This window comes from Enterobacter sp. AG326 (genome assembly GCF_004362415.1).
Taxonomy (GTDB): Bacteria; Pseudomonadota; Gammaproteobacteria; order Enterobacterales; family Enterobacteriaceae; genus Enterobacter; species Enterobacter asburiae.
In genome coordinates, this window is the sequence record NZ_SNXG01000002.1 from 693,765 (window position 1) to 706,599 (window position 12,835).

The window sequence follows — 12,835 nt, forward strand, 5'->3', positions numbered from 1 at the left end:
GATGAGATTTCTTCTTCTGGCGCTGGCGCTTCCCCTGGCAGCCTGCACCGCGAAAACAACCCCACCCGATGCGCCGAAACCGCCGCACGCTATCGGTATGGCGAACCCGGCCTCCGTGTACTGTCTGGAGAAAGGCGGGGAACAGATCCCGGTTCAAAGCCCGCAGGGCGTACGCACGGAGTGCAAACTACCGGGGGGCGAAGTGATTGATGAATGGACGCTCTACCGTCGCGATCATCCGCAACCCACCAGGTGACAGACGTATATTGCCTGCGATACACTTCTCTTTAGGATTATTCTTAGCCAGCCCCTGGCTACCGTTACCGTGAGAGAAGTATGTTTCAGCTTAAACCGGGCAGCATGGCGATGATCATCGGTGCCCGCACGGCGTCAGGCCGTCGCAATATTGGTAAATCTGTTGAGCTGTTTGGCCTGTGTCAGCCCGGCCTGCGTTTCGTTAACCCGGTCAACGGCGTAATGACGCAATTACCCGCTACCGCCGATCGCGCGCTTTGGCTGGTGACTGGCGATGTTTACGCCTTTGACAATCAGCACGGCTTTGCCTTTGTCCGCGCCGAACATCTGATGCCGCTCACCCCCGATGAAGCGCCGCAAATGCTTGACGAGCTGGCGATCGGCTGATCAGAGATGGCGCAGCCAGTCGGCTAATACCAGGGCGTGATTCTGCTTTGTGTCTTTTGCAGCGTAGAGCAGGGTGACGGTCTGCCTGTTCGCCAGCGTCGCAAGACGCATTCCCTCGTCAGCATGCTGCGCCAGCTCTTCCCTATAGGCCTTACTGAAGGCGGCGAAATCAATGGTTTCGCTATGAAAGGCCTTACGTAATTCATTCGAGGGCGTGAGTGCTTTACACCATTCATCATAGGCAAGGTCCGTTTTTTTAATCCCGCGCGGCCACAGCTTGTCCACCAGCACCCGATAGCCGTCGTCCGGGCCAGCCTGCTCGTATACGCGTTTGCATTGAATCATAATTCCACCCTCCCAATTTAAGGTATTGTGATAATTGCAGAAGATCGGTAGTCTGAGGTTCCTTATGTTATCTGATAATACTCTGGCATAAGGAACCTTTCATGGAACACCTCCCGGTTAAAACGACGCTGCGCATTGCGCTGGTTGGCGATTACAATCCCAGTGTTATTGCGCATCAGGCGATCCCGCTAGCCATTGATGACGCCGCCGCAGTCCTTGACCTCACCGCCGATTACGACTGGCTTGCCACCACTGAGCTGACAAGCCCAGAGGATCTGGTGGGCTACGATGCCATCTGGCTGGTGCCTGCCAGCCCCTATAAAAACACCGAGGCGGCCTTTATCGCCGCGCGCTACGCCCGTGAAAACGGCATTCCATTCCTTGGCACCTGCGGCGGATTCCAGCATGCGCTGATTGAGTATGCCCGCAATGTGTTGGGCTGGGCCGATGCGGCACATGCCGAGACGGATACAGAAGGCACCATGGTGATTGAGCCGCTGGCCTGCTCGCTGGTGGAAAAAACCGATGCCATTGAGCTTCGCAAAAATACGCTGATCGCGAAAGCGTACGGCAAGCCGGAAATTGAAGAGGGTTATCACTGTAACTATGGCGTGTCGCCGGCGTTTTCCCAGGCGCTGGAAAGCGGTGACATGCACGTTACGGGCTGGGACGAACAGGGGGAAATTCGCGCCGCAGAGCTGGTTACGCATCCGTTCTTCGTGATCACCTTATTCCAGCATGAGCGTGCTGCGCTGGAAGGCCGCCCGGTCGTGCTGGTGCAGGCGATGCTGCGCGCGGCGCGCGGGTAAGAAAAGGCAGGCCCAATGGTCTGCCACACCATTTAACGGGGCGCGATCTCCCGGTCTCGCCCGGCAAGCACGCCGCAGAGTGCCATTATCACGGCGGCCAGGGCGCAGCCCAGGAGCGGAATCCGCCAGTCTCCCGCGCTATCGTGAATTTTCCCCATCAGCGGAGGGCCGCAGGCGGCGAGCAGATAGCCAATCGACTGCGCCATGCCGGAGAGCGCCGCAGCCTGGTGCGCGGAGCTGGCGCGCAGACCGATGAACGTCAGGCCGAGGATCATCGTTGCCCCTGTGCCAAAGCCAAACACCAGCGTCCACATCACCGCCATGTCAGGCATAAACCATAGCCCCGCCGCGCTTACCGCGCACATCAGTGCCACCGCACCTGCGATCCCCCGCTGATCTTTCAGACGGTGGAGAACCAGCGGAACGGCAAGCCCCGGCACGGCCGTGGCCAGCTGCAGCAGCCCGTGCACCGAGCCGGCCTGCGCTTCGCTGTAGCCGTGGCTGAGCAATATCGCCGGCAGCCAGCCGATGATGACGTAGTAAATCAGCGAGTTAATCCCCAAAAAGAGCGTCACCTGCCAGGCGAGAGCCGAGCGCCAGATGGCGCGATTATGCAGCGCGCCAGCGCCCGTTACCGTCGCAACGTGTTTCTGACGCCACTGCGGCAGCCAGAGCAGCAGCGCGACCAGCGGAAACGCCATCAGCATCAGCAGCGCGCCATGCCAGCCCGCGCTACCCTGCGCCAGGGGAACAATCATCGCTGAGCCAAACGCCGCCGAGACGCCCATCGTCAGAGAATAGGCCCCGGTGAGTCGGGCTACCTGGCCCGGGAAGTCACGTTTAATTAATCCGGGTAACAGCACGTTCCCGAGCGCAATCCCGCAGCCGATGACCGCCGTTCCGATGAAAAGCAGCGCGGCGGAAGGTAGAGAGCGAAGTGCAATCCCGGCGCAAATCAGCAGCAGGGCGACAAACAGGCTGCGCTCCATGCCGATACGTCGGGCAACGCCTGCGGCGAGGGGTGAGACAAGGGCGAAAGCCAGCAGGGGCAGGGTGGTCAGCAGACCGGTTTGCGCCGTGCTTAAGCCATAATCAAGACGAATAGTGTCGAGCAGCGGAGCTGCGCCGGTAAAGGTGACGCGAAGCGTAGTGGCAATCATCAGGATGCCTGCAATCAACAGCGCGCCGTGTTTTCCTGAGGTGCGAATAGCAGTAGTCATTATGTTCTCATACGTTCAAGCGAGCGCACACAATACCGATTTTCCCAGCGGTTGAAATCAGGCTAAAATGACAGTTTATCGCTAAAATCGGACAAACTGATGATTGGTCTGGGACTGGACGGCTATGATCCCGATAGCCAGCACGATGCGGCCGTCGCATTTCGCATCCGCGTGGTGGCGGAGGAACAGTATATTCCCCGACATCATCACCGTAAGGGGCAGCTCATTCTCGCCCTCGGCGGCGCGATCACCTGCGAAGTGGAAAATGCCATGCTGATGGTTCCACCCCAGTACGCCGTCTGGATCCCTGGCCAAATGCCGCACAGCAACAGGGCCACGCCGGGCGCGCAGCTCTGCTTTTTGTTCATTGAACCGGGTGCGGCAAGCTTGCCCGACCGCTGCTGCACCCTAAAAATCTCCCCTATGGTGCGGGAGCTGATTTTATCCCTGGCGGAAAAATCGCGTGAACAGCTCTCTCTTACGCCCACATCGCGCCTGGTGCACGTTCTGTTTGACGAGCTGCCGCTCCAGCGTCAGGAGCATCTGCAGCTGCCCGTCTCCCCCCATCCTAAAATTCGGCTGATGAGCGAGAAAATGGCGGAAGAGCCTGCCGCATGGCAGACGCTGACGCAGTGGGCGAGCCACTTTGCCATGAGCGAACGCAGCCTGGCGCGACTGGTGGTGAAAGAGACCGGCTTAAGCTTTCGCCGCTGGCGCCACCAGCTGCAGCTGATCGTGGCGTTACAGCATTTGATCGGTGGGAAATCGGTACAGCAGGTGGCACAGTCACTCGGCTATGACTCTACCACCGCGTTTATCACCATGTTCAGGAAGGGGCTGGGCCAGACGCCGGCGCGTTATATGGCCAGCCTGACTACGACTTCCCAATAAACAGAGAGACAAGGCCCGCCGCAATCAGCGGCCCCACCGGAACGCCGCGAAAGAGCGCCACCCCCAGCACGGTGCCCACCAGCAGACCCGCCACCAGCGAGGGCTGGCTGCTCATCAGCGTAACGCCGCGCCCGCCCAGCCACGAAACAAAAATCCCCACCGCGATCGCCACCAGTGATTTCCAGTTTACAAACGAGTGCAGCAGGGTTGAGGCGGGAAGCGTGCCGCTGGCGATGGGCGCCATTACCCCGATGGTTAAAATGATGATCCCAATGGTGAGGCCTTGTTTTTCTATCCACGGGAAAAAGGTATTTAACGGGGTCACGCGAATAATAATCAGCACCAGAATCGAGATGGCGACGGTGGTGTTATGGCTGACAAAGCCGAGCGCGGCGAGTGCCAGAAGAATGAGCAGAGTAGGGTCAAACATAGGGAATCCTTGCCAAAATAATTAACCTGCTTACAGTACGCGCAAACGCGACGCAGGACAGTTTTAAAAAGATTTTATTGTTGTCATAACCTTGTCATTTACGCGGATTAAAACGGAGGCAGATATCGCAAAAGGGGTCGCCATCATGAACGATCACATGTTTGTTGAAACGCTGATTATCTCCTCATCGTTTTTCGCTATTGCCGTTATTCTCGTCGCCTCCGTGCTGTTCCTGGAAAGAAAAGGCTGACAGGGTCGCCAGCCATAGCGGTTACGCTTTATGGAAGTTCACAAGCTCAGGACGGGCGATGCGCAGGTAATCCTGGGTATCCATAATCACGGATTTCTCCAGCAGGCCGGCGTTAAACGCGATTTCGTCAAAACGCTCGAACAGCAGCGGGTCGGCAACCAGTGCCAAATCAGGATGGAAGCTAAAGGGCGGGATAGCGCCGAAAACGCAGGCGGTCAGGGTATCGACCTCCGCCGGGCTGGCGAGCGAGGCCTTCAGCCCGCCAAAATGGCTGGCAAGCTGGCTCAGGTCAGCCTGCAGGTCGGCGGCGAGGATCGCCAGAACGTGTTTTTTTACGCCGTTTCCCTTCACCTTGCAGACCAGGGCCTTTGCGCCTTGCCGCAGATCGGTCCCGCGAATTTCACTTACCGCTTCACATTTCCCGACCGCCTCGTGCTCCATGACGCGAAACCGCGCGCCCTGCTCGGTGAGTAAGGTAATCAGCTGCTGGTGGGTTCCTGCCCCAATAACGTCGTCAGTCATAACGATTTCCCGGTGATAATCCTGTATGCAGGGTTCTACATTAGCACGGGATGGGCGGGGTCGAAAGAAAACAGCCAGCGCGTTCGCTGGCTGTTGGATTATGCGTTGCTGGTAGCAGATTGCTTGTGGAACAGCTCCCTGAACACCGGATAAATATCATCCTGGTCACGGATATGCTGCATGGCAAAATTATCGAACATTGCTTGCAGATGTTCATACTCCCGCCACAGGGTCTGGTGCGCGCGACGGGTAATTTCGATATAGCTGTAGTAACGCACCACCGGCAGAATTTTCTTCGCCAGAATCTCGTGACACAGCGGTGAGTCGTCGGCCCAGTTGTCGCCATCGGACGCCTGCGCGGCATAAATGTTCCACTGCGACGGGTCGTAACGCTCTTTGACCACTTCATCCATCAGCTTCAGGGCGCTTGATACGATGGTCCCGCCGGTCTCCTGCGAGTAGAAGAACTCATGCTCATCCACCTCTTTCGCCTGAGTATGGTGGCGGATATAAACTACCTCCACGTTCTTATAGGTTCTGCTCAGGAACAGGTAGAGCAGAATATAAAAACGCTTTGCCATATCCTTGGTGGCCTGGTCCATCGAGCCGGACACGTCCATCAGACAGAACATCACCGCCTGGCTGGAGGGTTCAGGCCGTTTTTCGTAGTTCTTGTAGCGCAGGTCAAAGGTGTCGATAAACGGTACCCGTTCGATCTTCGCTCTAAGTTCCGCAATCTCTTTACGCAGGCGCTCCTCTTCCAGCAGTTGCGCCGGTTCCGTGTTTTCCACGACCTTCAGGCTGCTCTCCAGCTCGCGCAGTTCGCGCCGTTTGCCCGCCGTCATGGCCGTTCGTCGCGCCAGTGAATTCTGCAACGAACGCACGACGCTGATATTGGCGGGCACGCCGTTGGCGGTGTAGCCCGCGCGATGGGTTTTATATTCATTAAGCTGACGATGCTGATTCTTTTTCAGATTCGGCAGCGCCAGATCTTCAAACAGCAGGTCGAGATATTCGTCTTTCGAAATCTGGAAGACAAATTCGTCCTGACCTTCACCGTCCTGGCTGGCCTGTCCCTGACCGCTTCCTGAACCACCGCCGCCGCCCTGAGGACGCTCAATTCTGTCGTTCTGAACGAAGTGGTCATTACCTGGGTGTACGCGATGGCGCAGGCCGCCTCGCCCCTGATGAAACATCGGTTCGCTGATGTCATCGGTGGGGATGGAGACAGATTCGCCGCTGTCGACGTCGGTCACCGAGCGTTTATTGATGGCCTCGGAGATAGACTGTTTAATTTGCGCTTTATAACGACGCAAGAAGCGCTGGCGGTTCACCGTGCTCTTGTTTTTGCCGTTAAGACGCCGGTCAATAAACCAGGTCATAAACCCCCCGTACTGCATTTGCCAACTTGCATTTTGTAGGCCCGGTATGCGCTAACCGCCACCGGGCACTTGTTTTTAAGACGATTTACGCACGCGCAGATACCATTCGCAGAGCAGGCGGACCTGCTTACGGGTGTAGCCTTTTTCCATCATACGGTCGACAAAATCGTCGTGCTTTTTCTGCTCATCGGTTGAGGTTTTGGCGTTAAACGAGATCACCGGCAGCAGCTCTTCGGTATTGGAGAACATTTTCTTCTCAATGACCGTGCGCAGCTTCTCGTAGCTGGTCCAGTTCGGATTGCGCCCGTTGTTATGCGCTCTGGCACGCAGGACGAAGTTCACAATCTCGTTACGGAAGTCTTTCGGGTTGCTGATCCCGGCAGGCTTCTCGATTTTTTCCAGCTCCGCGTTCAGGGATTCACGGTCAAACAGCTGGCCGGTATCCGGGTCGCGGTACTCCTGATCCTGGATCCAGAAGTCAGCATAGGTGACATAACGGTCGAAAATGTTCTGCCCGTATTCTGAATAGGATTCCAGGTAGGCCGTCTGGATCTCTTTGCCAATGAACTCGGCGTATTTCGGGATCAGGTAACCTTTGAGGAACTCAAGGTAGCGTTCAGCCTGCTCCTGCGGGAACTGCTCGCGTTCGATTTGCTGCTCCAGCACGTAGAACAGATGAACCGGGTTGGCCGCCACTTCCGCATGGTCGAAGTTAAAGACGCGGGAAAGGATCTTAAACGCGAAACGCGTGGACAGACCGTTCATTCCCTCGTCGACGCCAGCGTAATCGCGGTACTCCTGATACGATTTCGCTTTCGGGTCGGTGTCCTTCAGGCTCTCACCGTCATAGACGCGCATTTTCGAGTAGATGCTGGAGTTTTCTGGCTCTTTCAGACGCGAAAGAATGGAGAAGCGCGACAGCGTTTCCAGCGTGCCGGGCGCGCAAGGGGCGTGCACCAGCTCGCTGTGGTTAAGCAGTTTCTCGTAAATTTTGATCTCTTCGGAGATCCGCAGGCAATAAGGCACCTTGACGATGTACACGCGGTCAAGGAAGGCCTCATTGTTTTTGTTATTACGGAAGGTCACCCATTCAGATTCGTTCGAGTGGGCGAGAATAATCCCGTTAAACGGCAGGGCGGAGATACCTTCCGTCCCGTTGTAGTTGCCTTCCTGGGTAGCCGTCAGCAGAGGATGCAGCACTTTAATCGGTGCTTTAAACATCTCGACGAATTCCATAATCCCCTGGTTCGCGCGGCACAGCGCGCCTGAGTAACCATAGGCATCCGGATCGTTTTGCGCGAAGTTTTCCAGCTTACGGATATCGACTTTACCCACCAGCGCCGAGATGTCCTGGTTGTTCTCATCACCGGGTTCTGTTTTGGCGATGGCGATCTGCTCAAGGATAGACGGCCAGACCTTCACCACGCGGAATTTGGTGATGTCGCCACCAAACTCGTGCAGGCGTTTTGCCACCCACGGCGACATGATGGTGCCGAGGTAGCGACGCGGGATGCCATACTCTTTATCCAGAATCTGCGCGTCTTCCTGCGGATTGAACAGGCACAGCGGATGGTCGTTCACCGGGCTGCGTTCACCGTTGGCGCTCAGAACATAGATAGGCACGCGCTGCATCAGCGACTTCAGGCGTTCAGCCAGCGAGGATTTACCGCCACCCACCGGGCCGAGTAAATAGAGGATCTGTTTCTTCTCTTCCAGACCCTGAGCGGCATGCTTCAGATAGGAGACAATCTGTTCGATGGCATCTTCCATACCATAGAACTCTTCAAACGCCGGGTATCGGGCGACCACCCGATTCGAAAAGAGACGGGAAAGCCGAGGCTCCAGGGCAGTGTCAACCATGTTTGGCTCACCAATAGCCATCAATAGCCGTTCTGCCGCATTGGCATAAGCACTGCGATCTTGCCGACAGATGGTAAGAAACTCCTGCAGTGTGAACTCTTCGTCCTTGGCAGCTTCATAGCGCTGGCGATAGTGATCGAATATATTCATGGCATGCCGTCCTTTCGTTTTTTAGCACAGGATAAGAGCCGTTCGTATGAGTAGTGGAGGCTCCCGGAAGAGAATCTCTCGCACCTCACTGCCAGAGCAGCAACCTGTGTGCCAGGTCAGACGCTAAGAACCGCAGGGTGTTCAGGAAAACTCTTCTTAAATTAAAGCGTAGATGGCATTTGCAAAACTTGCATGCCCAGAAAATCTACTTTCAATGACATATCAATAACTCATCCAAAAATTTCCACTGTCGTTATAAGACAAATGCACGTTTTTCATTCAGTGGTCATATAAATGAAAGCGGGCTGTCATCTGAAAAGTTAAAAATAACGGGTTAATCAGACTGATTAGCAGGCAAAAAATTTTGGGATGTACGGGAATGGCGGTTACACTTCATCCGCTGATTATTTGACTACAGGAAAGAATGGATTGTGACCAAACTCAAACTTCTGGCATTAGGCATCTTTGCCGCGACCGCAGTGAACACCGCACAGGCGGAAAGTCAGTGGACGGTTGGCGCGGGTGTTGGCGTCATTAACAGCCCGTATAAACAGTATGACCGTGATGTTTATCCTGTTCCCGTTATCACCTATGAAGGCGACAACGTCTGGTTCCGCGGGCTCGGTGGCGGCTACTATCTCTGGAACGATAAGGCCGATAAGCTCTCCATCATGGCCTACTACGATCCAACGCACTTCAAGCCGGGTGACAGCGACAGCCATGCGCTTCGCCAGCTCGACAAGCGTAAAAGCACCATGATGGCCGGGCTCTCGTATGTACATAACACCGAGTATGGCTTCCTGCGCACGGCCCTGGCGGGTGACACGCTGGACAACAGCAACGGCTTTATCTGGGATCTGGCGTGGTTGTACCGCTACACCAACGGCGGGCTCACCCTGACGCCGGGTATCGGTGTGCAGTACAACAGCGAGAACTACAACGACTATTACTACGGCGTCTCTAAAAGCGAGTCCCGCCGCAGTGGTCTGAAAAGCTACAGTGCAGATGACGGCTGGGATCCTTACCTGGAGCTGACCGCGAGCTACAACTTCCTCGGTGACTGGAGCGTGTACGGTACCGGCCGCTATGAGCGTCTGAGCGACGAAGTGAAGGATAGCCCGATGGTCGATAAGTCCTGGGCAGGCATCTTCTCTGTGGGTGTGAGCTACAAGTTCTGATTGTGCATTAATTCAGTGCAATCTATGCATCAAAACGGGGCGCTTGCGCCCCGTTTGCATTAGTGTGGTGCAGGGAAATTATCGCTTAACAATCCGAATCGTCTGCCCTAAACGAGACGGTTTTTCTTCACTCGCTTTCTGCGGGTTGGTCACGCGAGCCGTTTCCACGCAGACAAACGTTTTATATCCATCATCCGTCATGTCGGCCATGCTGACGGACAGCGCAGGCCCCGGGTTCCAGCCCACCACGTCGCTGTGATGATGATGGACCACTTCAATGCCGCGGTTCAGGGCGCCGTCGTGGATCACGCTGCACGCTTCCGGGTGCAGGTAAACGCGATCGGTACGGTCAGGGAATGCCTGAACGCCGTCGCTCAGTTTGCCTTCTTTCGCGTTATCCACTTTGTCGATATAGGTATCGCCCAGGCCGCTCACCTTCACTGCGCTGATATCACCCACGTTGAAATAGGTGTGCAGGGCAGAGGTGGTTTCGAACTCGCCGTGAGCTTCCAGTTCGATTTCACAGGTTTTACCCAGCTTGAAGCGGGCATACAGGGTGAAATCGTGCGGCCAGAGGGCGCGGGTTTCATCATTAGCCTGCAGCTCAAAGGTCAGCACTGCGCCGTTGTCATCTTCGTTATGCGCTTTCAGCGTCCACTGCTGGTTGCGGGCAAAACCGTGAGACGGCAAACCCGACTGTGCGGACGGGCCGAACCACGGCCAGCAGATCGGTACGCCACCGCGGATTGCGGCCCCTTTTTTGAAGGAGGTCGCATCGCTCAGCCATAAGCCTTCAGCTTCGCCTTCCGGTTTCCAGGAGAGCAGGTGAGCGCCGTTCAGCGCCACGGACGCTTTGACGCGCGGATGGTCAACGACGATAACGTCGGCACCGTCAATCTGACGGCGTGAGAGCACAGGGGTAAGTTGTTCGACTACCGGAAGTGCAAAAATTTTATTAATCATTAAGCAATCCTCTGTCTTATAAATAAAAAAAGGCGACCGAAGTCGCCTTTTTGGATCAAGCACTCATCTCAACTTATTTAGAGATGTGAGCGATCAGGTCCAGTACTTTGTTAGAGTAGCCAGTTTCGTTGTCGTACCAGGAAACCAGTTTCACGAAGTTGTCGTTCAGTGCGATACCTGCTTTAGCATCGAACACGGAAGTGCAGATTTCGCCGTTGAAATCGGTAGATACAACGTCGTCTTCGGTGTAGCCCAGAACGCCTTTCATTGCGCCTTCGGAAGCAGCTTTGATTGCTTTCTTAATTTCTTCATAAGAAGCAGCTTTTTCCAGACGAACGGTCAGGTCAACAACGGATACGTTAGGAGTTGGAACGCGGAACGCCATACCAGTCAGTTTGCCATTCAGTTCTGGCAGTACTTTACCTACAGCTTTAGCAGCACCGGTAGAGGATGGGATGATGTTCTGAGCCGCGCCACGGCCGCCGCGCCAGTCTTTGTGAGACGGGCCATCAACGGTTTTCTGAGTAGCGGTGGTTGCGTGAACGGTAGTCATCAGACCTTCGATGATGCCGAAGTTGTCGTTGATAACTTTAGCCAGCGGTGCCAGGCAGTTGGTGGTGCAGGATGCGTTAGACACGATATCCTGGCCAGCGTAAGTTTCGAAGTTTGCACCACGAACAAACATTGGGGTGTTGTCTTTGGAAGGACCAGTCAGAACAACTTTCTTCGCACCCGCAGTGATGTGTTTACGTGCAGTTTCATCGGTCAGGAAGATACCGGTTGCTTCAGCAACAACGTCAACACCGATTTCGTTCCATTTCAGGTTAGCTGGGTCTTTTTCAGCAGTAACGCGGATGGTTTTGCCATTAACAACCAGGTGGCCGTCTTTCACTTCAACGGTGCCGTCGAAACGACCGTGAGTTGAGTCGTACTTCAGCATGTACGCCATGTATTCAGCGTCCAGGAGATCGTTGATACCAACGATTTCGATGTCAGAACGTTTCTGAGCAGCACGGAAAACAATACGGCCGATACGGCCAAAACCGTTGATACCTACTTTGATAGTCATATATTCCACCAGCTATTTGTTAGTGAATAAAAGGTTGCCTGTAAAATTACAAAAACCTTACGCAGCGTCAAGCGGAATCGTGTCAATCATTGCGACAAATCAATCCTGTGACTAACGTTTGTGCGACTGACTCGCCTCACTTTCCCTTTGAGCTTGCACCCATATGGGGGCTGAGCCGGGATTTTAAAGTCCTCGCAGGATAAAAATGTGAACATGATCACAATTGCCTGACCGCTTATTCGCGACACATAAGTTTAGATCAAAAGTGCACGCAAGGGTGTTAATGTTTTGTTAGAATCCGGGTTGAAAGATGTCTGTTTCTACAGCGAGATGTAAGCATATGTCGAACCAACGTAACCCTGACGATTTGAAAAAAAACCTCACAGAAATGCAGTTTTACGTGACGCAGAATCACGGGACGGAACCGCCGTTCACCGGGCGTTTACTGCACAATAAGCGAGACGGCGTCTACCACTGTCTGGTCTGTGATGCCCCGCTGTTCAATTCACAAACGAAATTTGATTCTGGCTGCGGCTGGCCGAGCTTCTACGAGCCGGTGAGCGATGAGGCCATCCGCTACCTGACAGACTCGTCGCACGGCATGGTGCGCACGGAAATTCGCTGCGGCAACTGCGATGCGCACCTTGGGCACGTTTTTCCGGATGGCCCACAGCCTACGGGCGAGCGTTTCTGCGTAAACTCAGCCTCAATGAGCTTCACTGACGACGAAAACGGCGACCAGGTGAAGGGTTGAAAAAACGATTCAGCAAATTATTCCTTTGAAAGGGCGCGAGTGTGAATATTGATGACATGATTAGCGGCATGACGCCGGAAATTTATCAGCGTCTGGTGACCGCCGTAGAACTGGGAAAATGGCCCGACGGCGTCGCGCTGACGCCGGAGCAAAAAGAGAACAGCCTGCAGCTGGTGATGCTGTGGCAGGCGCGCAATAACACCGACGCGCAGCACATGACTATCGACACCCAGGGCCAGATGGTGATGAAAAGCAAGCGCGAGCTGAAAGAAGACTTCGGCATTACGCCGAAGCCGATTGCGACGATGAAAATGCAATAACGGTGCGAGTTGATACCCTCTCCCAACCCTCTCCCACGGGGAGAGGGCTT

16 protein-coding genes are annotated in these 12,835 nt (G+C 55.0%); 8 read left to right on the plus strand and 8 right to left on the minus strand.

Going from position 1 to position 12,835, the window contains the following annotated elements; translation table 11 throughout:
• Position 1: 1 nt before the first annotated feature.
• The gene (locus DFO52_RS10350) at positions 2–256 is read left to right on the plus strand and encodes a DUF333 domain-containing protein (RefSeq protein ID WP_029739839.1); all 255 of its coding nucleotides are present in this window, start codon (positions 2–4) and stop codon (positions 254–256) included.
• 80 nt (positions 257–336) lie between these two features.
• Positions 337–642, plus strand: a complete 306-nt coding sequence (locus DFO52_RS10355) for a hypothetical protein (protein WP_023311247.1) — start codon at positions 337–339, stop codon at positions 640–642.
• Here the strand turns inward: DFO52_RS10355 and DFO52_RS10360 are convergent, their stop codons facing one another.
• Entirely contained in the window at positions 643–987 is a 345-nt protein-coding gene (locus DFO52_RS10360) for a DUF488 domain-containing protein (protein WP_133550325.1), read from the minus strand.
• Between the two features lie 101 nt (positions 988–1,088).
• Between DFO52_RS10360 and DFO52_RS10365 the strand changes: the two genes are divergently transcribed.
• Positions 1,089–1,796 carry a CTP synthase gene (locus DFO52_RS10365; protein ID WP_133550326.1) on the plus strand — a complete coding sequence of 236 codons (708 nt, stop codon included), beginning with the start codon at positions 1,089–1,091 and terminating at the stop codon, positions 1,794–1,796.
• Between the two features lie 32 nt (positions 1,797–1,828).
• On the opposite strand, the gene DFO52_RS10370 is transcribed toward DFO52_RS10365, so the two are convergent.
• Positions 1,829–3,016, minus strand: coding sequence for a CynX/NimT family MFS transporter (locus tag DFO52_RS10370; protein WP_133550327.1), 1,188 nt, complete (start codon positions 3,014–3,016; stop codon positions 1,829–1,831).
• A gap of 99 nt (positions 3,017–3,115) precedes the next feature.
• On the opposite strand from DFO52_RS10370, the gene DFO52_RS10375 reads away from it, so the two are divergent.
• Positions 3,116–3,907, plus strand: coding sequence for a helix-turn-helix transcriptional regulator (locus DFO52_RS10375; RefSeq protein ID WP_133550328.1), 792 nt, complete (start codon positions 3,116–3,118; stop codon positions 3,905–3,907).
• Here DFO52_RS10375 and DFO52_RS10380 read toward each other — a convergent pair.
• A complete protein-coding gene (locus DFO52_RS10380) occupies positions 3,891–4,337 on the minus strand; it encodes a DUF441 domain-containing protein (RefSeq protein ID WP_059346515.1) in 447 nt (148 codons plus the stop codon). The genes DFO52_RS10375 and DFO52_RS10380 overlap by 17 nt on opposite strands.
• 145 nt (positions 4,338–4,482) lie before the next feature.
• On the opposite strand from DFO52_RS10380, the gene yoaI reads away from it, so the two are divergent.
• On the plus strand, positions 4,483–4,587 hold the full coding sequence (yoaI, locus tag DFO52_RS10385) for a small membrane protein YoaI (protein ID WP_010430055.1): 105 nt from the start codon (positions 4,483–4,485) through the stop codon (positions 4,585–4,587).
• A 21-nt stretch (positions 4,588–4,608) separates the two neighbouring features.
• On the opposite strand, the gene DFO52_RS10390 is transcribed toward yoaI, so the two are convergent.
• The 3 genes from DFO52_RS10390 to yeaG all read right to left on the minus strand — a co-directional run bounded on the left by DFO52_RS10390 (position 4,609) and on the right by yeaG (position 8,501).
• On the minus strand, positions 4,609–5,109 hold the full coding sequence (locus DFO52_RS10390; RefSeq protein ID WP_029739834.1) for a YbaK/prolyl-tRNA synthetase associated domain-containing protein: 501 nt from the start codon (positions 5,107–5,109) through the stop codon (positions 4,609–4,611).
• A 98-nt stretch (positions 5,110–5,207) separates the two neighbouring features.
• Positions 5,208–6,491: a YeaH/YhbH family protein gene (locus DFO52_RS10395; protein WP_047648072.1), complete on the minus strand. Its 1,284-nt coding sequence runs from the start codon at positions 6,489–6,491 to the stop codon at positions 5,208–5,210.
• Between the two features lie 75 nt (positions 6,492–6,566).
• Positions 6,567–8,501, minus strand: coding sequence for a protein kinase YeaG (gene yeaG / locus DFO52_RS10400; RefSeq protein WP_133550329.1), 1,935 nt, complete (start codon positions 8,499–8,501; stop codon positions 6,567–6,569).
• A gap of 431 nt (positions 8,502–8,932) precedes the next feature.
• Between yeaG and DFO52_RS10405 the strand changes: the two genes are divergently transcribed.
• Positions 8,933–9,679 (plus strand): MipA/OmpV family protein, encoded by a 747-nt coding sequence (locus DFO52_RS10405; protein ID WP_133550330.1) that lies wholly within the window; start codon positions 8,933–8,935, stop codon positions 9,677–9,679.
• A gap of 78 nt (positions 9,680–9,757) precedes the next feature.
• Here DFO52_RS10405 and DFO52_RS10410 read toward each other — a convergent pair whose 3' ends face one another.
• Together DFO52_RS10410 and gapA are read right to left on the minus strand one after the other, a co-directional pair.
• The gene (locus DFO52_RS10410) at positions 9,758–10,642 is read right to left on the minus strand and encodes a D-hexose-6-phosphate mutarotase (protein WP_047648071.1); all 885 of its coding nucleotides are present in this window, start codon (positions 10,640–10,642) and stop codon (positions 9,758–9,760) included.
• Between the two features lie 73 nt (positions 10,643–10,715).
• Complete coding sequence (gene gapA / locus DFO52_RS10415; RefSeq protein WP_023311257.1) at positions 10,716–11,711, minus strand: glyceraldehyde-3-phosphate dehydrogenase; 996 nt, start codon at positions 11,709–11,711, stop codon at positions 10,716–10,718.
• Positions 11,712–12,051: 340 nt separating this feature from the next.
• Here gapA and msrB point away from each other — a divergent pair, with 340 nt between their 5' ends.
• Both msrB and DFO52_RS10425 read left to right on the plus strand, forming a co-directional pair.
• The gene (gene msrB, locus DFO52_RS10420; RefSeq protein ID WP_029739831.1) at positions 12,052–12,465 is read left to right on the plus strand and encodes a peptide-methionine (R)-S-oxide reductase MsrB; all 414 of its coding nucleotides are present in this window, start codon (positions 12,052–12,054) and stop codon (positions 12,463–12,465) included.
• 41 nt (positions 12,466–12,506) lie between these two features.
• Complete coding sequence (locus tag DFO52_RS10425; RefSeq protein ID WP_029739830.1) at positions 12,507–12,785, plus strand: YeaC family protein; 279 nt, start codon at positions 12,507–12,509, stop codon at positions 12,783–12,785.
• The last annotated feature ends 50 nt before the right edge of the window (positions 12,786–12,835 follow it).

What these genes read in the sequence shown, in the direction of transcription:
- DFO52_RS10350 (WP_029739839.1), top strand. Translation starts at nt 2, where the DNA reads ATGAGATTTCTTCTTCTGGCGCTGGCGCTTCCCCTGGCAGCCTGCACC.
- DFO52_RS10375 (WP_133550328.1), top strand. Translation starts at nt 3,116, where the DNA reads ATGATTGGTCTGGGACTGGACGGCTATGATCCCGATAGCCAGCACGAT.
- yeaG (WP_133550329.1), bottom strand. Translation starts at nt 8,501, where the DNA reads ATGAATATATTCGATCACTATCGCCAGCGCTATGAAGCTGCCAAGGAC.
- gapA (WP_023311257.1), bottom strand. Translation starts at nt 11,711, where the DNA reads ATGACTATCAAAGTAGGTATCAACGGTTTTGGCCGTATCGGCCGTATT.
- DFO52_RS10370 (WP_133550327.1), bottom strand. Translation starts at nt 3,016, where the DNA reads ATGACTACTGCTATTCGCACCTCAGGAAAACACGGCGCGCTGTTGATT.
- DFO52_RS10360 (WP_133550325.1), bottom strand. Translation starts at nt 987, where the DNA reads ATGATTCAATGCAAACGCGTATACGAGCAGGCTGGCCCGGACGACGGC.
- DFO52_RS10395 (WP_047648072.1), bottom strand. Translation starts at nt 6,491, where the DNA reads ATGACCTGGTTTATTGACCGGCGTCTTAACGGCAAAAACAAGAGCACG.
- DFO52_RS10355 (WP_023311247.1), top strand. Translation starts at nt 337, where the DNA reads ATGTTTCAGCTTAAACCGGGCAGCATGGCGATGATCATCGGTGCCCGC.
- DFO52_RS10410 (WP_047648071.1), bottom strand. Translation starts at nt 10,642, where the DNA reads ATGATTAATAAAATTTTTGCACTTCCGGTAGTCGAACAACTTACCCCT.
- DFO52_RS10365 (WP_133550326.1), top strand. Translation starts at nt 1,089, where the DNA reads ATGGAACACCTCCCGGTTAAAACGACGCTGCGCATTGCGCTGGTTGGC.
- DFO52_RS10390 (WP_029739834.1), bottom strand. Translation starts at nt 5,109, where the DNA reads ATGACTGACGACGTTATTGGGGCAGGAACCCACCAGCAGCTGATTACC.
- DFO52_RS10380 (WP_059346515.1), bottom strand. Translation starts at nt 4,337, where the DNA reads ATGTTTGACCCTACTCTGCTCATTCTTCTGGCACTCGCCGCGCTCGGC.
- msrB (WP_029739831.1), top strand. Translation starts at nt 12,052, where the DNA reads ATGTCGAACCAACGTAACCCTGACGATTTGAAAAAAAACCTCACAGAA.
- yoaI (WP_010430055.1), top strand. Translation starts at nt 4,483, where the DNA reads ATGAACGATCACATGTTTGTTGAAACGCTGATTATCTCCTCATCGTTT.